The organism is Gallaecimonas aegicerasi (assembly GCF_045291545.1).
Taxonomy (GTDB): domain Bacteria; phylum Pseudomonadota; class Gammaproteobacteria; order Enterobacterales; family Gallaecimonadaceae; genus Gallaecimonas.
In genome coordinates this window covers 2,609,341-2,630,855 of sequence record NZ_CP149514.1, presented here as the reverse complement: position 1 = coordinate 2,630,855, position 21,515 = coordinate 2,609,341, and the positions used below count along the sequence as shown (strand labels likewise).

General features: G+C 57.0%; 17 protein-coding genes. 7 read left to right on the top strand and 10 right to left on the bottom strand.

Annotated elements, in window-relative coordinates; translation table 11 throughout:
* The first annotated feature begins 37 nt into the window (after positions 1-37).
* Positions 38-778, top strand: coding sequence for a TSUP family transporter (locus WDB70_RS12910; RefSeq protein ID WP_406664985.1), 741 nt, complete (start codon positions 38-40; stop codon positions 776-778).
* Between the two features lie 14 nt (positions 779-792).
* Here the strand turns inward: WDB70_RS12910 and WDB70_RS12905 are convergent, their stop codons facing one another.
* From WDB70_RS12905 to WDB70_RS12875, 7 genes are all read right to left on the bottom strand, one after another.
* The gene (locus WDB70_RS12905; RefSeq protein ID WP_406664983.1) at positions 793-2,091 is read right to left on the bottom strand and encodes a sensor histidine kinase; all 1,299 of its coding nucleotides are present in this window, start codon (positions 2,089-2,091) and stop codon (positions 793-795) included.
* Positions 2,088-3,419: a sigma-54-dependent transcriptional regulator gene (locus WDB70_RS12900; RefSeq protein WP_406664981.1), complete on the bottom strand. Its 1,332-nt coding sequence runs from the start codon at positions 3,417-3,419 to the stop codon at positions 2,088-2,090. Before WDB70_RS12900 ends, WDB70_RS12905 begins: the two co-directional genes overlap by 4 nt.
* 7 nt (positions 3,420-3,426) lie before the next feature.
* Positions 3,427-4,638, bottom strand: a complete 1,212-nt coding sequence (locus tag WDB70_RS12895; RefSeq protein ID WP_406664979.1) for an ABC transporter permease — start codon at positions 4,636-4,638, stop codon at positions 3,427-3,429.
* Positions 4,639-4,649: 11 nt separating this feature from the next.
* On the bottom strand, positions 4,650-5,972 hold the full coding sequence (locus tag WDB70_RS12890; RefSeq protein ID WP_406664977.1) for an ABC transporter permease: 1,323 nt from the start codon (positions 5,970-5,972) through the stop codon (positions 4,650-4,652).
* A 10-nt stretch (positions 5,973-5,982) separates the two neighbouring features.
* Positions 5,983-6,672 (bottom strand): ABC transporter ATP-binding protein, encoded by a 690-nt coding sequence (locus tag WDB70_RS12885; RefSeq protein ID WP_406664975.1) that lies wholly within the window; start codon positions 6,670-6,672, stop codon positions 5,983-5,985.
* A 12-nt stretch (positions 6,673-6,684) separates the two neighbouring features.
* Complete coding sequence (locus WDB70_RS12880; protein ID WP_406664973.1) at positions 6,685-7,953, bottom strand: efflux RND transporter periplasmic adaptor subunit; 1,269 nt, start codon at positions 7,951-7,953, stop codon at positions 6,685-6,687.
* Between the two features lie 151 nt (positions 7,954-8,104).
* Positions 8,105-8,467 carry a diacylglycerol kinase gene (locus WDB70_RS12875; RefSeq protein WP_406664971.1) on the bottom strand — a complete coding sequence of 121 codons (363 nt, stop codon included), beginning with the start codon at positions 8,465-8,467 and terminating at the stop codon, positions 8,105-8,107.
* A gap of 209 nt (positions 8,468-8,676) precedes the next feature.
* Between WDB70_RS12875 and WDB70_RS12870 the strand changes: the two genes are divergently transcribed.
* A complete protein-coding gene (locus WDB70_RS12870) occupies positions 8,677-10,761 on the top strand; it encodes a M13 family metallopeptidase (protein ID WP_406664969.1) in 2,085 nt (694 codons plus the stop codon).
* Positions 10,762-10,879: 118 nt separating this feature from the next.
* Here WDB70_RS12870 and WDB70_RS12865 read toward each other — a convergent pair whose 3' ends face one another.
* Genes WDB70_RS12865 through WDB70_RS12855 form a run of 3 tightly spaced genes read right to left on the bottom strand, consistent with a single transcriptional unit; the run spans position 10,880 to position 12,904 of the window.
* Complete coding sequence (locus WDB70_RS12865; protein WP_406664967.1) at positions 10,880-11,773, bottom strand: DUF3014 domain-containing protein; 894 nt, start codon at positions 11,771-11,773, stop codon at positions 10,880-10,882.
* A gap of 9 nt (positions 11,774-11,782) precedes the next feature.
* A complete protein-coding gene (locus tag WDB70_RS12860; protein ID WP_406664965.1) occupies positions 11,783-12,523 on the bottom strand; it encodes a ferredoxin--NADP reductase in 741 nt (246 codons plus the stop codon).
* Between the two features lie 9 nt (positions 12,524-12,532).
* On the bottom strand, positions 12,533-12,904 hold the full coding sequence (locus WDB70_RS12855; protein WP_406664963.1) for a SirB2 family protein: 372 nt from the start codon (positions 12,902-12,904) through the stop codon (positions 12,533-12,535).
* 1,027 nt (positions 12,905-13,931) lie between these two features.
* On the opposite strand from WDB70_RS12855, the gene WDB70_RS12850 reads away from it, so the two are divergent.
* From WDB70_RS12850 to WDB70_RS12830, 5 genes are all read left to right on the top strand, one after another.
* Entirely contained in the window at positions 13,932-14,975 is a 1,044-nt protein-coding gene (locus tag WDB70_RS12850) for a hypothetical protein (protein WP_406664961.1), read from the top strand.
* Entirely contained in the window at positions 14,972-16,918 is a 1,947-nt protein-coding gene (locus WDB70_RS12845) for a tetratricopeptide repeat protein (RefSeq protein WP_406664959.1), read from the top strand. The genes WDB70_RS12850 and WDB70_RS12845 overlap by 4 nt, the downstream gene beginning before the upstream one ends.
* Positions 16,919-17,823: 905 nt before the next feature.
* Positions 17,824-18,867, top strand: a complete 1,044-nt coding sequence (locus WDB70_RS12840) for a hypothetical protein (RefSeq protein WP_406664957.1) — start codon at positions 17,824-17,826, stop codon at positions 18,865-18,867.
* Positions 18,864-20,810 carry a tetratricopeptide repeat protein gene (locus tag WDB70_RS12835; protein WP_406664955.1) on the top strand — a complete coding sequence of 649 codons (1,947 nt, stop codon included), beginning with the start codon at positions 18,864-18,866 and terminating at the stop codon, positions 20,808-20,810. The genes WDB70_RS12840 and WDB70_RS12835 overlap by 4 nt, the downstream gene beginning before the upstream one ends.
* Positions 20,807-21,373 (top strand): lysophospholipid acyltransferase family protein, encoded by a 567-nt coding sequence (locus WDB70_RS12830; protein WP_406664953.1) that lies wholly within the window; start codon positions 20,807-20,809, stop codon positions 21,371-21,373. The genes WDB70_RS12835 and WDB70_RS12830 overlap by 4 nt, the downstream gene beginning before the upstream one ends.
* The last annotated feature ends 142 nt before the right edge of the window (positions 21,374-21,515 follow it).

Below are 21,515 nucleotides of genomic sequence, written 5' to 3'. Positions count from 1 at the left end.
GTATAATGGCTGCTCATTTGTCACCTGAGCTGTGCCCATGAGCCTGACGGAACCGCTGTTCTGGGGGCTGACATTGTTGTCAGCGCTGACCTCGTTAATCTCTGCTGCCTTTGGTGTTGGTGGTGGTTCGGTACTGGTGGCGGTATTGGCGCTGGCATTGCCGCCAGCGGCGATCATTCCGGTGCATGGCTTGGTGCAGCTCGGCTCCAACCTGGGCCGTGGGGTGCTGTCATGGCGGCATATCCACTGGCCGACCCTGGCTATTTTCGTGCCTGCCAGTTTGCTCGGCGCCGCCTTGGGCAGTTTGTTACTGGTACAGCTACCGGGCCATACCCTGCAATTGGCCATCGGCTTTTTCGTGTTGTATCTGTGCTGGGGGCCGGCGCTGCCGAAAAAAGCGCTGGGCAATGCCGCTATGGCTTTGGCCGGGGCAGGGGCGGGCTTCATTACCTTGTTTGTTGGTGCATCCGGGCCACTGGTGGCAGCGTTTGTGAAAGCCCGTGCGAAAGATCGTTTTGAAGCGGTGGGTACCTTTTCCGGTGCCATGGTGGTGCAGCATGCGCCCAAAGCGCTGGTATTCGGCTTGGCCGGTTTTGCCTTTGCTGACTGGTGGCGGTTGATTTTGGCGATGTTCCTGGCTGGGCTGGCCGGTACCTGGCTGGGGTTGAGGTTGCTGGGTCGGCTGTCGGAGCAGCGCTTTCATCGCCTGTTTCAGGTGGTACTGACATTACTAGCTTTACAGCTGCTGTTTGAAGCGGCTAGCGGTTTGGCCGGGTGAGCCGACGGGTATACTCAGCGACTCGCCATGGGCAACCAAATCCGCACCCGCAAGCCGCCCGCGGGGCGGTTTTCCAGACTTAACCGGCCGCCATGGGCTTCGGCGATTTCCCGGCACAATGCCAGCCCCAGACCGGTGCCGTCTTTTTTGGTGGAATAAAACGGCAGCAGGGCCTGGTGTAGTACGGCTTCGCTCATGCCGCTGCCTTTATCACTGACTTCCAGACAGTGCCATTGGCCCTGCTGGCGGATTGCCAGTTGGATATCGTTGGCGGGTGAGCCGGCCTCGGCGGCATTTTTCAGCAGGTTGAGCAAAACCTGCGTGAGCTGGGCCGGATCAGCCCAGCCGGCGGCACTGGGCAGCGGTTCGCTGATCTGAAAAGGCACCAGCTCCTGCAATTTTGCCAGTAACGGCTGCCATTGAATGGCTTCTTGGCGAGGGCTGGGGAGCCGTGCGAAACGGACATAACTTTGCAAGAAACGATGCAGGTGTTCACTGCGTTCGCTGATGGTGTCGAACACCTGTTTCAGCAGGGCGATGTCCGGTTTTGCCAGTAACTGGCGGCCGGTATTGGCCATAGAAGCAATGGGTGCCAGAGAGTTGTTGAGTTCGTGGCTGATCACCCGGATCAGCTTTTTCCAGGTGCTGACTTCTGCGCGGCTAAGTTCCCGGGTCAGTTGCTTGAACAGATACAGCTGGTGGCGTTGGCCATTGAGTTGAAAACGGCTGCGCGACAGATGCCAGATCTCTGGGTCAGGTTCCTGCGGCAGGGTAAAGAGACCATCCTGGGGCGCCGCCATGGCGTCGAGCAGGGCTTCGGGCAGGGTCAGTTGTTGCAGGCGCAAACCGGTAATGGCACGACCATCTGCCAGTAACTGCCGGGCAGCGGGATTGGCGTAAAGCATACGTTCTTTGTCGTCACACAGCAGTAAAGCCAGGGGCGAGCTTTGCAATACGGTATCGAGCATCAGTTCGCGCTGGTAGATATGCGTTCGCTCGGCGCGCAACTTCTGGGCCGCGTCGTTGTAGAGCTGGGCTAACTGGGCCAGTTCGTCCTTGCCATGGTGGGTCAGCGACACGGAAAAGTCGTTGTCTTTGAAGTTGAGCAGGCCGGTTGTCAGGGCGGCCAACCCCTTATGCAAACGGGCGGTCACCCGGCGGCCCAACAACAAGCCGGTCAGTAGTGCTGCCAGTAGCCCCAGTAGCAGGCTTAGCCACAATGGCCAGGCCAGCGTCAGCAATAAACCGGCAGTGGCGGCGAGGGTCAGCAGGCTGGCCAGCAAGACCAGCGATAACTTGCCTTCCAGGCTCATGGCGGAGTGATGCCGTATTTATCCAGGCGCCGATACAGCGCCTGACGCGACAAACCCAGCATGCGCGCGGCTTCAGCAATAGAGGGTGCGTCCTGCAAAGCCTGGCGCAGTTGCGCTTCATCCGGTTCAAAGACTGGCCGGGGCCGGCTTTGCCGTGGCGCCGGCAGGTTCAGGTCGGCTGCGTCAATGTGCTCGCCGGGCGCCAGCAAGGCAGCGCGTTTGAGGCAGTTTTCCAGTTCCCTGACGTTACCGGGCCAGTCGTGGTGCTCCAGCGCCCGGCTGGCGTCCAGAGTCATGGCGCGGCCAGCCAGAAAGTGGCGAGCCAGCGGCAGTATGTCTTCGCGCCGCTCCCGCAGTGGTGGCAGGCGCAGCTCAATGACGTTCAGCCGGTAGTAGAGATCTTCACGAAAGCGGCCTTCGCGGATGGCTGCTGGCAAGTCACTGTTGGTGGCGGAGATCAGGCGCACCCTGGCCCGGCGGGTCTGAGTAGAACCGAGGCGTTCAAACTCACCGGTTTGCAGTACGCGCAGCAGTTTCATTTGCCCTGACAGCGACAAATTGCCGATCTCGTCCAAAAACAGAGTGCCGCCATCTGCCGCTTCAAAGCGGCCAATACGGGTTTTGGTAAGGCCGGTATAGGCGCCGGGTTCGGCACCAAAGAGTTCGGCTTCCATCAGTTCCAGCGGCAGGGCGCCGGCATTGACCCGAATAAAAGGGGCATCGGCAATGTTGGAATTGCGCTGGATGATCTCTGCGATTTTCTCTTTGCCGGCGCCATTGGGGCCGGTGATCAGCACCGGCACCTCGGCCCGGGCAACTTGCGTTGCCATTTCTGCCAGCCGTTGCATGCTGTCTGACTGGTAGATAAGGCCGGCCAGGTCGAACTTGGCTGCCAGCGCCTGGCGCCGTTGCGACAGGGTGCGCTGGCAGGCCTGCTGCTGCTGACTGAGTTCTGCCAGCTCCAGCAGGTTCTTGACGGTGGCGATGAGCTTGGCGTCATCCCAGGGCTTACCCAGATAGTCAGCGGCACCCGCCTTGACCAGCGTGACGGCCATTTCCAGCTCGGTCCAGGCGGTGAGCAGGATGATTGGCAAGTCCGGGTACTGGTCGCGGATGGCAAAAAAAAGGGCTTTGCCTTCTTCACCACTGGTGGTGTCCTGGCTGAAGTTCATGTCCTGGATCACCAGGCTGATGTCGCCCTGCGCCAACCTGGCCAGGCCGGCCTGAGGCGTCAGGGCTCTTTCGGCTTCCAGGCCATTGACCTGTAGCAGCAGGCTAAGTGCCTGGCCTACTGCCGGGTTGTCATCAATGATGAGAATGCGGTCCATAGTGCGCCTATACACTCCTTGTGGCCGTTGCCGGTGAGATCTGTGCCGCTTTGACGGCGGGCATCAGGGCCGACAGCTGGCCCAGTACCAGCAGTGCACCAATAGACACCAGTAGGTAGCCCACGGGCATGGCCGGTAATTGGTAATGCTGCACCAGAAGGTGGTTCAATGCCAGTGCCAGACCGGTGCCCAGCACCGTCGACAGCAGTGAAAGCATGCCGTTTTCCACCAGGAAATAACGCACCACATCCGTTCTGGTGGCGCCCAACGCCCGGCGGGTGCCAACCTGTTTACGACGCTGGTTAACCCAAAACACAGTCAGGCCACTGATACCAAGGGCAGTGATCAGTGCCAATATGGTGATACAGGCTTTCATGGCGCCGACCATGAAGATATCCGAGGCATAGACCCGCTGCTTCCATTCGTTCATGGTGCGCACCCCCATGATCACCCGATTGGGGTCGATGCTGCGCAGCAGCTCCGGGACTTTCTTCATCACTTCGCTCCGTTGCCCTAGCTTGACCCTGATGATGTAGCGGGGCATCGGCGCATCGGCAATGAAGTCCGGGGTGATCACGACATTGCCGGCGTTGTTCCAGCTAGGCCAGGCACCGAGCATGGTCTTTACCACGCCAACCACTTCTATCAGGCCGTTGTCGCGGGTAATGGACTGGCCGATAGGGTCTTTGCCGGGGAATAGCTGGTCTGCCATCTGCTGGCTGATAATAGCCACGGCTGCATCATGGGTGTCGGTGGTGGTGGTTTGGTGGAAATCTGCGGGGGTAAAGTCACGGCCTTTAACCAGCTTGAGCCCCAGGGTATGTACCACACTGGTGCTGGCGTTATAGATATTGGCACCAACATGGTCACGCCCGCGTTCACTGGCTGCGGGCCTGAAACCGGAAGAGGAGCCACTGCCGGACACCGGAACCTGGTTGATCAGCGCGGCATCAATGACCCCCGGCAGCGCCCGGATGCTATCGAGGTCCTGCTGCACCTTGCCTGGGTCCAGCGGCTGTTTAACGGTGGGATAAGCATTGACACTAAACAGCTCATTGTCAGCCATGCCAGTGGGTTGATCTATTTGTGCCTGATGATCATCAATGATGGTCAGCGCATTACTGACAATGGCCATGGTCAGGGCCATCTGCACTATTACCAGCAGGGCGCCTACCTTGTTGCGCCACAGGGCGCGTAATATGGGGCCGGTATGCCACATGGTCGTTCTCCTTACTGGGTTTTGAGGTAGTAGGCCGGATTGGTGCGGCCGATCCGCCAGGCCGGGTAGAGGCCTGCCAACAAGCTGGCGACAATGGCCAGGCCAATCGCTGCCAGCAGCATGACCCAGTCCATACGGGCCACTTTGTCTATTTGATCCGGGATCAACAGCTTGATACCGCCCAGGCCCAGCAAGGTCATGCCAATGCCGAGCAGGCCGCCGAACAGGCCAATGCAGCCGCTTTCAATGAGGTGCTGGGCGAAGATGGCGGCCCGGCTGGCACCCAGTGCCCGGCGCACTCCGGCTTCCGGCGCCTTGCGCAAAAACTTGGCCAGCAGCAGCGCCACCGTATTGATGATGCACACCAGCAGGAAGGCCAGACTCAGTAGGCTCATGGCTTTACTCTCGTTGCTGACCACGTGGTTTATCTGCAGCCATTGGTCAGGGTGACTGAGGGCAAAACGGGGAGTGCGTTTACTGGGGAAGCGACCATGGGCTTTTTGCTGGGCGATGTAGGCACTGAGAAATTGCTCATAACGGGCTTTGGCATCCGCGTCGGGCAGTTGTACCCAGTATTCCAGCCAGATCTGTTCGGAGTTGAGAAAATCCGCGTAGCTGCTCAGCTCTTCATGCTTCCAGCCGTTGGTATTACCCCAACTGGCCATTTTCAGGGTGCGGTGTAGGCCAAACGGCATATAGAGTTCCTCTACGTCGCTCAGGGCATCATTGCTAACGTCATAGACCTTGGGCGTCATGCTCCATTTGTTGAGCACCCCGATAACGGTGAAGGGCTTGCCATCCATCAGCAAGGTGCGGCCAACACTGTTTTCACCATGGAAAAGGCGGTCATTCAGGTTCTTACTGAGCACCAGTTGGAAAACCGGTTCGTTATCGGCCTTGGCTGACCAGGGCCCACCATAGAGAAAAGGTACATCAAAGAGGGTGAAGAAATCCTTGGTGGTGACCCGGGTGTCAGCCAGGTAGGCAGGAATATCGCTGTTGGGTACCTGCACAGCGCCACCGTAGCGATGCATGGCGGCCTGATGTACCGGAATGTCAGAGCGCAACAACGCCATGGCATCTTTATAGGTGAGCAGATCCGGCAATTCGTTGCTGGTGCTGTTGTAGGGTCTGTCCGGCCCCCAGCTATCCAGTTGTACTGCGTACAACACGCTGTTTTTGTCACTCAGCGGGTTCTTGGACGACATGTACTGAATGGTCAGGGTGGTCATGGCTACCCCCACGCCGACGGCAATGGCCAATACCATCAGTGCCGACATCACTGGTGTCTTGCGAATAGACAGCAAGGCCAGTCGAAAATAGTAAGTCAACATGCTCGGCTCCTCAGGCGCGACGGGCCTGGTCGAAGGCAAAATCAGACACTTCCCCGTCAACAATCTGGATGTTGCGCTGGGCGCGGCGGGCCAGATCCGGGTCGTGAGTCACCATGATGATGGTGGTGCCAGCCTGATTGATGGTTTCCAGCAGCTCCATTACTTGCCGTGCCATCAGTGAGTCCAGGTTGCCGGTCGGTTCATCTGCCAGCAAAAAGGCCGGGTTACCTGCCAGAGCGCGGGCAATGGCAACCCGTTGTTGCTGGCCCCCGGATAACTGTGACGGCAGGTGCTGGCGCCGGGCGGCCAGGCCAACGCGCTCCAGTGCTTCTTCAATACGGGCTTTGCGGTCCCTGGCGCTAAAACCGCGGTAGCGCAGCGGCACGTCAACGTTGTCGAACAGGTTGAGATCGGGGATCAGGTTGAACCCCTGAAAAATAAAGCCAATCTTTTCATTGCGCAGCCGTGAGCGGTCGCTGTCCTTGAGGTTGGATACATCCACGCCATCAAGCATGTAGGTGCCGCTATCAAAACTTTCTAACAGGCCGGCAGTGTTGAGGAAGGTGGTTTTACCGGAGCCAGATGGGCCGGTTACTGCTACAAACTCCCCTTCTGTTACTGCCAGGCTGAAGTCACGCAGGGCATGGGTTTCGATCATTTCGGTGCGGTAGATCTTACGAATTTGGTCCATCTGCAACATAGGGTATCCCTCTTATTCGGTAATAAGGAGTGTGTTCGCTTTTTTAAAGCGGCTGGTATCAGAGACGATGACGGTATCGCCGGCTTTGAGGCCGTCGAGAATTTCAACCTGCTTGAGGCCCATGGCGCCCAGGCGAATAGGGGTTCGTACCGCTTTATTGCCTTCGAGCTTGAAGACATAGCGGCCGCCGTCGGCATCGACGAAAGCGCCACGGGGCAGGGCCAGGACGTGGTTACGGCTTTCCAGTAAAATGCGGGCGGTCAGGTGCTGGTTCTGGCGCAGGTTGCCGGGGCTGTTGCCTTTGAAGCGCAAGCGCGCGGTAACCTGGCTGCCGATCACTTCTGGGCTGATGGCGGCGACCTCACCCTGCCAGTCTTTGCCGTTAACATTCACTACTACCGGCATAGCCAGGCCGAGATCATCGGCGTAGTTATCGGGCACCTGCACTTCGACTTCAAAACTGGATAGATCCACGACGCTCAGCAGTGCCTGGTGGGCGGTAACGGCGGACTTCTGGTTTTGTGCTAGGCTCCCAACCATGCCGGCTACCGGCGAGCGCACATTGAGTTCGTTACTTTGGCGTTGTAACTCGGCGACTTGCAGTTGCTGGTGCTCTACCTGCAACTGCAGGTTCTTGGTTTCAAAGGCAGCCATTTCGCTACTGAGCTTGGCGTTTTGCTGGCTTTGGCGGGCGCGCAGCTTGGCGCGGGCCAGCTCGTCTTTGGCCTTTTCAAAATCGATTTCACTGATCACCCGCATTTTCCAGGAACGTTCGGCGCGGCGCATTTCCCGCTTTGCCGCTTCCAGATCCACTTGCGCCAGATCAGCAGCTTGCTGGTTATCCAATGTCTGGCGTTTGGCTTGGATTTGCTGGCGCTCCAGTTCACCCTGCATTCGGGCCAGGTTGGCTTGTTCCTGCTTGAGATCGGAGGTCAGCGAGGGGCTGTCGACCTGGGCGATGATCTGGCCTTTTTCAACACTGTCACCGGCCTTGATGCGGTAGGTGACAATGCCCTGAGCCGGGCTGTAGAGCGTCGGGCTATTAGCGGCAACCACGCGGCCCTGAACACTGATGTCACGCTCAATATCTGCCAGCGTGACTTTCGCTAGACGCAGATCCTGGCGAGACGCCACGGCGTCAGCGCCGGCATTGTTGCGCCAACCGGTAATGGCCCAGCCGAGGCCAGCCAGCAGTACCAGCGCCAACAAGGCGGTCAGCCATTTTTTGTAAGGGGGCCGTCGTTGCAGTACGACGTCCTGGCCGGATGTGTCTTGGATCATGGGTCCTCCTTGGTTACAGGACCTTAATCAAAGACTGTGCCAGATATTTACTTATTGAATTATAAGGTTTTTATTTCCTGGTGTGGTGGTGGAGTTGTCCGTTTTTGCTGTCCGCTGTCCGCTTTGGGTAGCCCGGTCAGTGGCGCCAGCATCAAGCACCCCATAAAATGCCGGTCCAGACCAGAGCCGCCATTAGCAAGGTGATCAGGACCGCCGCCGAGCCCATATCTTTAGCCCGGCCAGACAGCTCATGATGATCGCTGCCGACCCTGTCGACTACCGCCTCAATGGCAGAGTTCAGTAATTCGACCACCAGCACCAGCAATACTGAGGCAATCATCAAGGCCCGTTCCAGCCCTGATACCGGCAGCCAGAAGGCCACTGGCACAGCCACCAGAATAAGCAGCATTTCCTGGCGTATGGCGGCTTCAGCGCGCCAGCCGGCGCGCAACCCTTGCCATGAATATCGGGTTGCCAGGATCAGACGTTTCAAGCCGGTGTGTCCGGGTTTCATGGAGGCTCCTTGGGGGCGTCACCGGGCGCCATCTTAGGTAACTTTGTATAAAAAAGAAACGGCTATTATGGCGCAGAAACCGCCCGCACGGGGCTGCCCGGTAACCCGGCCGGTGGTCGCGTTGCATCACAGATTGGGCGTATTTGATTGGTGGGCCGGAGAAATTGACGTTAAGGTAACGCCGATTTGTAGCCAACAGGGTAAGTCGTATGTTGAAACGTTGGGCAACCGTCCTGGTGACGGGCGTATCCGTTGTTGGTGGCGCCGCCACCTTTGCCGCCCAGGCCGCTGACAGCGCCGCCATGGCCAAGCATAAAACCGATATCGGCATTGATCTCAGTGCCATGGACAAAAGCGTCACCCCCGGTGACAACTTCTACCAGTACGCCAATGGCCGCTGGATGAAGCGCACCACCATTCCTGCTGACCGTTCCAGCACCGGCTCTTTCATGGAGGCCTTCAACGCCACCGAGAAGCACCGTGAAGCGCTGATCCAAAAGCTGGTGCACAGCCACCACCCGGCGGGCAGCGATGATGCGCGTATTGCCAATTTCTACAAGGCGTACGTTAACACCAGCGCTATTAATGCTGCCGGTATGAAGCCGGTAGCCGCTGATCTGGCCCGTTATCAGGCGATCAGTAACCGCCAGCAACTGTCAGCGGTACTGGGCAGCAACATCCGTGCTGATGTTGACCCGCTGAACGCCACTAACTTCTTTACCGAAAACCTGTTTGGGTTGTTTGTTACCCAAGGCTTGGCCACGCCAGGAAAAGTACTGCCTTACATTCTGCAAGGGGGCCTGGGGCTGCCGGAGCGGGAATACTACCTGTCATCGTCAGAGAAGATGAAGACCATCCGCGGCCAGTACCGGGCATACATTGCCAAGCTGCTGAAAACCGCCGGAATTGACCATGCCAGCGAACGTGCCGAGCGTATCTTTGCGCTGGAGACCAAAATCGCCAAGGCGCAGGTAAGCCGCGAGCAAACCGAAGACTTTGCCAAGTCATCAGCGGTGTGGACGCGCAGTGACTTTGCCAAAAAGGCGCCGGGCATTGATTGGGGTGCTTTCTTCAAGGCTGCTCACCTGGGCCAGCAGCAGGAATTTGCTGCTTATTCCGAGGGGGCTATTGGCAAGCTGGCGGCATTGGTTGCCTCCGAGCCGCTACAAGCCTGGAAAGACTGGCTGGTATTCCATCAGATCAACAGCCACGCTGATGTGCTGCCGAGTGCCATCGACCAAGCGCACTTCGCCTTCTATGGCACAACGCTCTCAGGTACTCCGCAGCAACGCAGCCGTGACAAGCGGGCACTGAGCGCGCTGGATGAATACCTGGGCGATGCGGTTGGTGAAGCCTATGTGAAAAACTACTTCCCGGCCTCTGCCAAGGCACGGGTGAAAGCCATGACCGATCAGATCATTGCTGCTTTCGGCCGCCGCGTAAAAGCCCTGGACTGGATGGCACCGTCCACCAAGAAAGAAGCGCTGGCGAAAGTCAATTCACTGATTGTTGGTGTTGGCTATCCGGATCATTGGCGCAGCTACGCTGACTATAAGGTCAGCCCCAGCAATGCTTACGCCAACGAAGTGAACGGTGAAAAGGTGAAAACCGAGCAGCAGTTGGGCAAGCTGGGTAAACCGATGGACCGCCATGAGTGGTGGATGAACGCGCAGATCGTCAACGCCGTGAACCTGCCTGTGCAAAACGCCCTGAACTTCCCTGCCGGTATTTTGCAGCCACCGTTCTTTGATGCCAAAGCAGATGCGGCCTACAACTATGGCGCCATTGGCGCGGTCATTGGCCATGAAATCAGCCACAGCTTCGATAACAACGGTGCCGCCTTTGACTCCAAAGGTGCCATGCGTAACTGGTGGACCAAGTCTGACTACGCACGTTTTGCCGAGCAGGGTAAAGCGCTGGCGGAGCAGTTTGACACCTACAAGCCGTTCCCGGACCTGCACGTTAATGGCAAGCTCAATCTGGGTGAAAATATTGCCGACGTCGCGGGCCTGGCCGCCGCGCTGGATGCCTACCATGCTTCCTTGCATGGCAAGCCGGCGCCGGTTATTGACGGCCTGACCGGTGATCAGCGGTTCTTCATCGCCTTTGCGCAAACCTGGGCCACCAAGATGCGTGATCAGGCGCTGCGCCAGCGTATTGCTACCGACGCCCATGCGCCGGGTATGTACCGGGCGCTGACGGTACGCAACCTGGATGCCTGGTACAAAGCCTTCAATGTGAAGTCGGGTGACAAACTTTACCTGCCGCCGAACAAGCGGGTGAAGATCTGGTAAGAGCCTTTACGGCAAACAAAAAGCAGCCTTCGGGCTGCTTTTTTTATGGTTTCAGTATCGCTGCGTTGTCGCTTACGTCGGTAAGCAAGGCAGCCTGCCAGCTGCCTGGTGATGGGCGTTATTTCAGGGCCTGGCGCAGAGCCGCCAGTTTCGCTTTGATTTTGGCGCGATTATCCGGGCCCATGCGAAGCAGGATTTTTTGCACCGGTTTGAGCTTTTCCAGCGCTGGATCTGCGTACTGATACAGTACTTTGGGCTGCACCAGCTTGATGGGTTCTTGCGGCTCTGGGGTGGCCAGCAACAAATCCAGTGTCTGCTTGAGGTTGTCAGTAAAGGCCTCTTTGGGCAGCCCCAGCTCACTAAAGGCTTGCTGGAACAGCGGCCCATAAGTGTGCAGGAAGTGCAGCAGATCCTCAGTGCTAGTGGCCGCAATGGTGTTGGCGTAGCGGTCAAATCGGTGGTAGCTGTCGCTGTCGAGGTAGATGGTGTCACCGTCCTGTACCACCTGCATTTGCGTTTGCGGCGTGGCGATCAGCCGCTGGCGCAGCGGCAGGTAGCCGTCGGCAGCCGTGGTGACCAGCTGGGTGATTTTACGCACCAGCTGCGATTGTGACAGATCCACTGGCGCCTTGGCCGGCAGCAAAGCCGTCAGAGCCGCGCGGATCTCCGGGTCACTGTCGTTAAGTTTGGGAAGTGGCTTGGCCGCCGGCTCAGGCTTGCTGGCTTTGGCCACTGGTTGCGCTGCTGGCTGGTCGGTAGCCGGTTGCGGTGCGGGGGTGGTGGCCGGCTCTGCCGGGGCGGTTGGCTGCGGCTGTTGTTTTGCTGCAGCAATAGCCTCATCCAGAACCGGTTTTGGCAGTGGCATGGCTTTGTCAGACGATGACTGGGGCGGTGTGGCAGCGGGCCAGAATGCCCACACCAAGATGGCGGCCAGCACAAGGGTAATGACAATTACCCATGGGGTTTTACTGCGGTTGTCCTGTTCGGACCGGGGCTGCGGGTCGGCGTGCATTCAATCTCCTTACCAGTACTGCTCTACGGTGACATGGCCGGGCTGGCGGCGCAGGTTTTTGTTCAGACCCTGCTCTGCCAGCACCGTTTGGGCGTCACGGATCATCTCTGGATTGCCACACAGCATCAACTGGCAATCTGTGTCCAGTTTGTCCTCTAAAGCGTCGGCAAGTTCACCTGTTTTCAACAGTGCTGGTAAGCGGCCGTTCAGGGCGCCGGGCACTGTTTCGCGGGTAACCACCGGCTGGTAGCGCAACTGGCCACCACGGCGTTCAACCAGCTGTTCAATTTGCTGGCGGTAGGCAAGGTCGGCCTGCTGGCGAACGCCATGCACCAGGTGTACCCGGCGAAAGCGCTGCCATGGCTCATCCGTACCCAGTATGGATAAAAACGGGCCAATTCCGGTGCCGGTGGCGAGCAACCACAAACGGTCAGCATCCGGCACTTCATTCAGTGTGAAAAAGCCACTGGCAGGTTGTGACACTTCCAGGCTGTCGCCTACCTGCAACTGATGCAGAGCCGGTGTCAGTTTGCCGTCATCCACTTTGGTTACCAGCACATCCAGTAGTGCTGCCCCGGGGGGGTTAACCAGAGAATAGGCACGTTGCGCCCGGCCGTTGGGCAACGTCAGCCCCAGCCGCACAAACTGGCCAGCGACAAAATCGAAAGGGGGCGCCTGCAACTGCAGGCTGAACAGTGTCTCTGTCCAGTCACGGCGCCCGGCGACACGGGCATTCAGCCACTGGGCCATATGACCTCCTTAAAGCCAGGGAGACTTGGTAAAAGCTACGCCCACAATGTAGGCAAAGATGAGCAGTGCGCCAGCGATAGCCAGCAACCGCCCGCGGGTGCTGCGCGCCCGCTTGATAGCAAAAGTCCCAAAGCCAATGTAGAGCACCAGGCCAATGATCTTGGCGGCGATCCAGCTGCTGGACATGGGCGACAGGTGCAGTTGCACCGCCAGGTAAATACCGGCTGCCAGCAATAAAGTGTCAATGATATGCGGTACGAAACGCGCCCAGCGGGGCAAGCTGCCGGGCTGGCGCAGCTGTTTTACGGCACGCCACAGAAACAGTAACAAGGTAACGGCGGCCAGCGCCATGTGCAGGTGTTTAACAGCAAGATAATCCATGGTGATTCAGCTTAATGGCAATGGAGTCTGCACCATACACGGCGTAAAAACTTCCTACAATAAAACGACTTACTGACAGTGCAAGTACGCCTGAGTACTATGGGTGTTCATTGTTGTCTGTCGTTATTGCCTCATGCGTTTACTGTTATTGATACTGCTACTGGTTGCCGCCCCGCTCTGGGCATCGCCGCAACCGTCTGAGCCGGATGCCTTGAATAAGGCCGAGGCGGCGATGATGGCCCGCACATGGCCAGAAGCACGGCAGTGGTTATCTCAGGTCGACAGTAACACCTTGGAGGGGGAGCCGTTAGGTCATTACCAATGCATTGCCGGAGAGTTAACTGCCCGGCTCGATCGGAACTTTGATGTGGCTATGCGGATGATGCAAGCTGGCCTGGATAAGCTAAAGCAAAAGTCACTTAGTCGGCCCTATATCCGCTGTATGACTGCAATGGTCAGGTTACAAATGCATCTAGGGTTAATGCCTGAAGCCATTATGTATGCTCGTCGTGCAGTAACTTCGGCAAGGGCGCTCGGTGATCAATCGATGCTTGCTAGAGCTGTGAGTGTTTTAGGTAATGCATATGAAAACTTTCATCTATATAGCGAAGCTGAGCCTGTTCTGGAAGAAGCCATTAATTTGGCTAGGAAAACTCACAATACCTTTGTACTGATTGATGCACTAACAGACTATACAGAGATACGTAAACGACTAGGTAAGCCTTACCTTAGCTTTGCGATACAAGCTAGGGGGTTGGCAGAACAATCAAACAGTGTATGGATAAAAGCGAAAGCGGCATTTACCTTGGCACAGGCGATGGAGGATGCAGGTCAATATTCCCAAGCAATTGATGCCGTGCTGTCTGTCTATGATGTATTAGCTCACTCCAGTGAAACTGGTTGGTGGGGTACAGCAGCGGCAAATCTTGCTGAATACTATCTAAAAATCAAAAAATTAGATGAGGCCGAATATTATATTAAGGTAGCCCTCAGAGAAGAAAAGCGGGCCAAACTGATTGATCAACGCATGGGCGCTTTATTACTGGCTTCCAAGATCGCCCAAAAACAAGGCCACCCGGCCCAGGCGATTGGCTACCTGCAAACCCTCATCACCTTACAAACCTCAGACAGCAGCCCGGTGCAGCTGGCACGTGTTGCCAAGGCCCACAAGGCGCTGGCCTTGTTACTCAGTGGCGTTGCGGCGGTATCGCACTGGCAGGCCTATGCAACCCTGATGGACGAACGGCTGGCACTGCTGCAAAAAGCCAAGCATGACGTTGAGTTACGGCTTTTAAAGGCCAGTCAGGCACCGGCGAAGCCGGCCCCCCCCGCCCCGACACCGCTGGCGCCCGGCTGGCTATGGCTGGTGGCGCTGTTGGCAGCAGCGGGCCTGGGGAGCAGTGCGGTATTACTGTGGCGGCGTCGGCCTGTTCCGTCATCGTTACCCAAGCGGCCTCACTCTGGGCTGCCGTACGGCGAAGAAACCTTTACCCGCCTGGCGCAGCACCTACCCAGTGCCACCCGCTTGCGGGTGCGTTACCTGAGCCCGGTTTTTCGCCAGCAGCCGTTTTACAGCACCGGCTATCAGACCGGTGCCGGTATGCAAAAAGCTATGGCTGAGGCCTTACAAGCCGCCTTCCCGGAGGCGCTGTTTATCGGTGAACCAGACAGCTTCCATTACCTGGTGGTCTTGCCAGAGGCTGAGGCGCCGTTAGGCCAGGACGTTTTCACTGCACTGTACGCCCAACTGCAGCAACAAGTGCCGGGGCTCAATGGCCTTCATATACTGGAGCTGGACTTCCCCTTGTTCCCGCACCTGACCCGGGTAACAGAGCTGGCGCCGCTGAGTGAGCTGCTCCTGCTGGGGCTGCAACTGGCTCGCACCCAAGGGCGGCAAAGCTGGTTGCGCCTGCGGGCCTTGCCAATGGCCGCAGATGCCTTTACCCAAACCAATGTGCGCCAGGCCCTTATCAACGAGCTGGCAAGGGGGTATTTACGCATTGAAGCCGGCACCCCGGCCCCCCTGACCCGCGCCCCGGACTGGGCGGCACTGTTGGGTGAGTCCTCATGAACCGCACCATGCTGCGCATGGTTAGCGGCCTGCTGTGGTTGATAAGTACCCTGGCCATCGCCACACCTGCGCCCCCTGAGGCCTTGAATAAGGCGGAAGCGGCGATGATGGCCCGTAATTATCCGCAAGCCCGGCAGTGGTTATCTCAGGTTGACAGTAACGCCTTGGAGGGGGAGCAGTTAGGTCATTACCAATGCATTGCCGGAGAATTAACTGCCCGGCTCGATCGTAAAAATGAATTGGGCAAACAGATGATGGAAGCTGGCCTTGCCAAGCTAAAAAAGTATTTGCCAAGTAGGCCTTATCTACGATGTATGGAAGATATGATCCATTTTCATCTTTACTTTGGGCAAATCCCTGATGCCATTGTTGTGGCGCAGCGCGTTGTTGTACTCGCAAAAAAAACCAATGATAAGCAGGTGCTGACAAGAGCAGTAGGGGTGCTGGGTAATGCCTATGAAAATCTTTACCTTTATGCCGAAGCTGAGCCGTATTTAGCGAAAGCTGTACGCTTAGCTCGTAATACAAAGGATCTTTTTGTTCTCGTTGATGCCTTAACCAATTTGGCTGTTGTTCGGCAGGCGTTGGGTAAGCCCTATCTCAATCTAGCGATAGAAGCTAGCGAAGCCGCCAACCAATCAAAGAATGTCGCAATAAGAGCAAAAGCCGCTTTTAGTTTGGCCAAGGTATTAGATAAGGAAAAACAATATTCACAGGCAGTAGATGCCCTTTTGTCAGTATATGGTTCACTGGCTAGCTCAGGTCAAAGTAATTGGTGGGGCACAGGAGCCTCTAACCTGGCTGAGTTGTATCTGAAATTGGGCCAATTGAAAGAGGCGAAATACTACATTCAAGTGGCTCTCAGAGAACAAAAACGGGCCCAATTGATCGAGCAACGCATGGCGGCTTTATTACTGGCTACCGAGATCGCCAAAAAACAAGGCCACCCGGCCCAGGCGATTGGCTACCTGCAAACCCTCGTCACCTTACAAACCTCAGACAGCAGCCCGGTGCAGCTGGCACGTGTTGCCAAGGCCCACAAGGCGCTGGCCTTGTTACTCAGTGGCGTTGCGGCGGTATCGCACTGGCAGGCCTATGCAACCCTGATGGACGAACGGCTGGCACTGTTGCAAAAAGCCAAGCATGACGTTGAGTTACGGCTTTTAAAGGCCAGTCAGGCACCGACGAAGCCGGCCCCCCCCGCCCCGGCACCGCTGGCGCCCGGCTGGCTATGGCTGGTGGCGCTGTTGGCAGCAGCGGGCCTGGGGAGCAGTGCGGTATTACTGTGGCGGCGTCGGCCTGTTCCGTCATCGTTACCCAAGCGGCCTCACTCTGGGCTGCCGTACGGCGAAGAAACCTTTACCCGCCTGGCGCAGCACCTACCCAGTGCCACCCGCTTGCGGGTGCGTTACCTGAGCCCGGTTTTTCGCCAGCAGCCGTTTTACAGCACCGGCTATCAGACCGGTGCCGGTATGCAAAAAGCTATGGCTGAGGCCTTACAAGCCGCCTTCCCGGAGGCGCTGTTTATCGGTGAACCAGACAGCTTCCATTACCTGGTGGTCTTGCCAGAGGCTGAGGCGCCGTTAGGCCAGGACGTTTTCACTGCACTGTACGCCCAACTGCAGCAACAAGTGCCGGGGCTCAATGGCCTTCATATACTGGAGCTGGACTTCCCCTTGTTCCCGCACCTGACCCGGGTAACAGAGCTGGCGCCGCTGAGTGAGCTGCTCCTGCTGGGGCTGCAACTGGCCCGCACCCAAGGGCGGCAAAGCTGGTTGCGCCTGCGGGCCTTGCCAATGGCCGCAGATGCCTTTACCCAAACCAATGTGCGCCAGGCCCTTATCAACGAGCTAGCAAGGGGGTATTTACGCATTGAAGCCGGCACCCCGGCCCCCCTGACCCGCGCCCCGGACTGGGCGGCGCTACTGGGTGAGTCCTCATGAACCGCACCATGCTGCGCATGGTTAGCGGCCTGCTGTGGTTGATAAGTACCCTCGCCATCGCCAAACCTGCGCCGACGCCCTCTGATGCGCTGAACAAGGCAGAGGCGGCCATAATGACCCGCACATGGTCAGAAGCCCGGTATTGGCTGGCAAAGATCAACAGCAATGACTTGGAGGGGAAGCAGTTAGGTCATTATCAATGCATTGCCGGTGAATTAACCGCCCGGCTTGATCGACAATTCGACGTGGGGCTGCGTGTGATGGAGGCGGGGCTGGATAAGCTTCAGCAACACTCAGTCAGCAGAGTAAGGGTGAGGTGTCTTATCAGTATGAGTAACCTCTACGCCTTTATGGGCTATGTGCCAGAGTCCATCGTTATGGGTAAGCAATCCGTTAAGCTCGCACGAAAACTGAAAGAGAAGAGGCTACTGGCGGTAGGATTATCCGAATTAGGCTCCTTGTATCGGGAACTCGATCTATACAGTCAGGCCGAACCTGTGCTTGAAGAAGCCAGCCACTTAGCCCGTAAGACTCATGATACATATGCTTTAGTTGGTGCTTTAGCTGATTTGGCTATTATTCGCCAAATCTTGGGTAAGCCTTTTCTTGATGATGCTGTATCGGCGACTGAGGTTGCTAGTAAGTCGTCAGATGTAACAATCAAAGCTAGAGCAGCATTTGCATTAGCTATGGTCTTGGATGGGTCAGGGCAGAAGTCTCAAGCCGTTGATGCTTTACTTTCTGTATACGGCAAATTGGCTGCATCAAAAAGAACAAATTGGTGGGGTACAGGAGCGTCTAATCTGGCTGAACTTTATTTGGGGTTAGGTCAGTTAGATGAAGCGGAATATTACATTAATGTTGCGCTCAATGAAGAAAGGCGGGCGAAGTTAATTGACCAGCGCATGGCGGCTTTATTACTTGCTTCCAAGATCGCCCAAAAACAAGGCCACCCGGCTCAGGCGATTGGCTACCTGCAAACCCTCATCACCTTACAAACCTCAGACAGCAGCCCGGTGCAGCTGGCACGTGTTGCCAAGGCCCACAAGGCGCTGGCCTTGTTACTCAGTGGCGTTGCGGCGGTATCGCACTGGCAGGCCTATGCAACCCTGATGGACGAACGGCTGGCACTGCTGCAAAAAGCCAAGCATGACGTTGAGTTACGGCTTTTAAAGGCCAGTCAGGCACCGGCGAAGCCGGCCCCCCCCGCCCCGGCACCGCTGGCGCCCGGCTGGCTATGGCTGGTGGCGCTGTTGGCAGCAGCGGGCCTGGGGAGCAGTGCGGTATTACTGTGGCGGCGTCGGCCTGTTCCGTCATCGTTACCCAAGCGGCCTCACTCTGGGCTGCCGTACGGCGAAGAAACCTTTACCCGCCTGGCGCAGCACCTACCCAGTGCTACCCGCTTGCGGGTGCGTTACCTGAGCCCGGTTTTTCGCCAGCAGCCGTTTTACAGCACCGGCTATCAGACCGGTGCCGGTATGCAAAAAGCCATGGCTGAGGCCTTACAAGCCGCCTTCCCGGAGGCACTGTTTATCGGTGAACCAGACAGCTTCCATTACCTGGTGGTCTTGCCAGAGGCTGAGGCGCCGTTAGGCCAGGACGTTTTCACTGCACTGTACGCCAAACTGCAGCAACAAGTACCGGGGCTCAATGGCCTTCATGTACTGGAACTGGACTTCCCCTTGTTCCCGCACCTGACCCGGGTAACAGAGCTGGCGCCGCTAAGTGAGCTGCTTCTGCTGGGGCTGCAACTGGCTCGCACCCAAGGGCGGCAAAGCTGGTTGCGCCTGCGGGCCTTACCAATGGCCGCAGATGCCTTTACCCAAGCCAATGTGCGCCAGGCCCTTATCAACGAGCTGGCAAGGGGGTATTTACGCATTGAAGCCGGCACCCCGGCCCCCCTGACCCGCGCCCCGGACTGGGCAGCGCTACTGGGTGAAACATCATGAACCGCACCATGCTGCGCATGGTTACCGGCCTGTTGTGGTTAATGAGTACCCTGGCCATCGCCAAACCTGCGCCCCCTGAGGCATTGAATAAGGCGGAAGCGGCGATGATGGCCCGTAATTATCCGCAAGCCCGGCAGTGGTTATCTCAAGTTGACAGTAACGCCTTGGAGGGGGAGCAGTTAGGTCATTACCAATGCATTGCCGGAGAATTAACTGCCCGGCTCGATCGGAACTTTGATACAGGCAAACGGATGATGGAGGCGGGACTGGATAAGCTTCGGCACCACACGCCCAGGGCTCCCCTGGTTCGCTGCCTGATACAGATGAGTAATTTGTATTTCTATATAGGTTATATGCCTGAATCTATTGCTGTGAGCGAGCAATCGGTCAAGTTGGCACGCCAGATAAAAGATAAAAAGTTATTGGCGAGTGCACTGGCTACATTGGGATCGTCTTATCGGGAGTTTCATTTGGATGGTAAAGCTGAGCCTATACTCAATAAAACAATTGCATTATCTCGCCAAACTCATAACAACCGTGCGTTAGTTTATGCGCTAAGCGATTTAGCATCTATTCGCCAAAGTATGGGTAAGCCTTATATAGATTTAGCGGCACAGGCCAGCGATATAGCTGCACAATCTAATGACGTTACGGTCAAGGCTCGAGCGGCTTTTTCATTAGCGTATCTCATGAGTCAAGAAAAGCAGTATTCTCAAGCAACTGATGCATTGCTCTCGGTATATGGCTTGCTGGCTCACTCGGATCAAACCAACTGGTGGGGCATCGCAGCATCTAATTTGGCAGAAACCTATTTAGCATTGGGCCAGTTGGATGAAGCGGAGTACTACATCAAAGTTGCTCTGCGGGAAGAAAAAAAGGCTCGCTTGGTTTATCAACGCATGGCGGCTTTATTACTTGCTTCCAAGATCGCCCAAAAACAAGGCCACCCGGCCCAGGCGATTGGCTACCTGCAAACCCTCATCACCTTACAAACCTCAGACAGCAGCCCGGTGCAGCTGGCACGTGTTGCCAAGGCCCATAAGGCGCTGGCCTTGTTACTCAGTGGCGTTGCGGCGGTATCGCACTGGCAGGCCTATGCGACCCTGATGGACGAACGGCTGGCACTGTTGCAAAAAGCCAAGCATGACGTTGAGTTACGGCTTTTAAAGGCCAGTCAGGCACCGGCGAAGCCGGCCCCCCCCGTCCCGACACCGCTGGCGCCACGCTGGTTATGGCTAGTGGCGCTGTTGGCAGCAGCGGGCCTGGGGAGCAGTGCGGTATTACTGTGGCGGCGTCGGCCTGTTCCGTCATCGTTACCGAAGCGGCCTCACTCCGGGCTGCCGTACGGCGAAGAAACCTTTACCCGCTTGGCGCAACACCTACCCAGTGCCACCCGCTTGCGGGTGCGTTACCTGAGCCCGGTTTTTTGCCAGCAGCCGTTTTACAGCACCGGCTATCAGACCGGTGCCGGTATGCAAAAAGCCATGGCTGAGGCCTTACAAGCCGCCTTCCCGGAGGCACTGTTTATCGGTGAACCAGACAGTTTCCATTACCTGGTGGTCTTGCCAGAGGCTGAGGCGCCGTTAGGCCAGGACGTTTTCACTGCACTGTACGCCCAACTGCAGCAACAAGTACCGGGGCTCAATGGCCTTCATATACTGGAGCTGGACTTCCCCTTGTTCCCGCACCTGACCCGGGTAACAGAGCTGGCGCCGCTGAGTGAACTGCTCCTGCTGGGGCTGCAACTGGCTCGCACCCAAGGGCGGCAAAGCTGGTTGCGCCTGCGGGCCTTGCCGATGGCCGCAGATGCCTTTACCCAAACTAATGTGCGCCAGGCCCTTATCAACGAGCTGGCAAGGGGGTATTTACGCATTGAAGCCGGCACCCCGGCCCCCCTGACCCGCGCCCCGGACTGGGCGGCGCTACTGGGAGAGCAAAAATGACCCATACTTTGGCGAATTGGCTGATGCGCCAGCTTGGTTGGCAGGTACAGGGGAAGCTCCCCAAAGGGCAGTCCTACGTACTGGTTGCCGGGCCGCATACATCCAACTGGGACTTTGTATTGGGCATCCTGGCCCGTACTGCGCTGGGTGAGCGCATTCGTTTTTTGGGTAAACACCAACTGTTTCGTTTTCCTGTGGGCTGGTTTTTCCGGTGGTTAGGGGGTTATCCGGTACATCGCCATCAGCAGAATAATCTTGTGGAACAAGTGGTGGCCTATTTTAAAAATGAACCAGGCTTTGTACTGGGGCTGGCGCCTGAAGGCACTCGTAGCCCGGTAACACGCTGGAAGCTGGGTTTTTATCACATTGCCAAAGCAGCGGCCGTGCCTTATGTGCTGGTGGGTTTTGATTATCAGAAAAAGTGTTTTGTGATTAGTGAACCTATCTACCCAGGAGATGATATGGCGACTGATCTGGCCCAGATCGCGGCTTTTTATCAGTCGGTGCAGGGTAAATACAGCAAAAAGGTGCCGGATTATCTGGGCTACCCACCCGCATCATAGCGCTTCATTGCTTACCAGGCGGGCCAATGCCTTGGCTTTCGTTCTGTGAATAGCGCTTAAATGTATGGCCAGATATTGCCGCTTTAGCCGGCGGTGTCAGGGTGACGTCAGTTACCCTCTTTATGGTTAGCGATGCGTTTAA

What these genes read in the sequence shown, in the direction of transcription:
- WDB70_RS12910 (WP_406664985.1), top strand. Translation starts at nt 38, where the DNA reads ATGAGCCTGACGGAACCGCTGTTCTGGGGGCTGACATTGTTGTCAGCG.
- WDB70_RS12905 (WP_406664983.1), bottom strand. Translation starts at nt 2,091, where the DNA reads ATGAGCCTGGAAGGCAAGTTATCGCTGGTCTTGCTGGCCAGCCTGCTG.
- WDB70_RS12900 (WP_406664981.1), bottom strand. Translation starts at nt 3,419, where the DNA reads ATGGACCGCATTCTCATCATTGATGACAACCCGGCAGTAGGCCAGGCA.
- WDB70_RS12895 (WP_406664979.1), bottom strand. Translation starts at nt 4,638, where the DNA reads ATGTGGCATACCGGCCCCATATTACGCGCCCTGTGGCGCAACAAGGTA.
- WDB70_RS12890 (WP_406664977.1), bottom strand. Translation starts at nt 5,972, where the DNA reads ATGTTGACTTACTATTTTCGACTGGCCTTGCTGTCTATTCGCAAGACA.
- WDB70_RS12885 (WP_406664975.1), bottom strand. Translation starts at nt 6,672, where the DNA reads ATGTTGCAGATGGACCAAATTCGTAAGATCTACCGCACCGAAATGATC.
- WDB70_RS12880 (WP_406664973.1), bottom strand. Translation starts at nt 7,953, where the DNA reads ATGATCCAAGACACATCCGGCCAGGACGTCGTACTGCAACGACGGCCC.
- WDB70_RS12875 (WP_406664971.1), bottom strand. Translation starts at nt 8,467, where the DNA reads ATGAAACCCGGACACACCGGCTTGAAACGTCTGATCCTGGCAACCCGA.
- WDB70_RS12870 (WP_406664969.1), top strand. Translation starts at nt 8,677, where the DNA reads ATGTTGAAACGTTGGGCAACCGTCCTGGTGACGGGCGTATCCGTTGTT.
- WDB70_RS12865 (WP_406664967.1), bottom strand. Translation starts at nt 11,773, where the DNA reads ATGCACGCCGACCCGCAGCCCCGGTCCGAACAGGACAACCGCAGTAAA.
- WDB70_RS12860 (WP_406664965.1), bottom strand. Translation starts at nt 12,523, where the DNA reads ATGGCCCAGTGGCTGAATGCCCGTGTCGCCGGGCGCCGTGACTGGACA.
- WDB70_RS12855 (WP_406664963.1), bottom strand. Translation starts at nt 12,904, where the DNA reads ATGGATTATCTTGCTGTTAAACACCTGCACATGGCGCTGGCCGCCGTT.
- WDB70_RS12850 (WP_406664961.1), top strand. Translation starts at nt 13,932, where the DNA reads ATGGGCGCTTTATTACTGGCTTCCAAGATCGCCCAAAAACAAGGCCAC.
- WDB70_RS12845 (WP_406664959.1), top strand. Translation starts at nt 14,972, where the DNA reads ATGAACCGCACCATGCTGCGCATGGTTAGCGGCCTGCTGTGGTTGATA.
- WDB70_RS12840 (WP_406664957.1), top strand. Translation starts at nt 17,824, where the DNA reads ATGGCGGCTTTATTACTTGCTTCCAAGATCGCCCAAAAACAAGGCCAC.
- WDB70_RS12835 (WP_406664955.1), top strand. Translation starts at nt 18,864, where the DNA reads ATGAACCGCACCATGCTGCGCATGGTTACCGGCCTGTTGTGGTTAATG.
- WDB70_RS12830 (WP_406664953.1), top strand. Translation starts at nt 20,807, where the DNA reads ATGACCCATACTTTGGCGAATTGGCTGATGCGCCAGCTTGGTTGGCAG.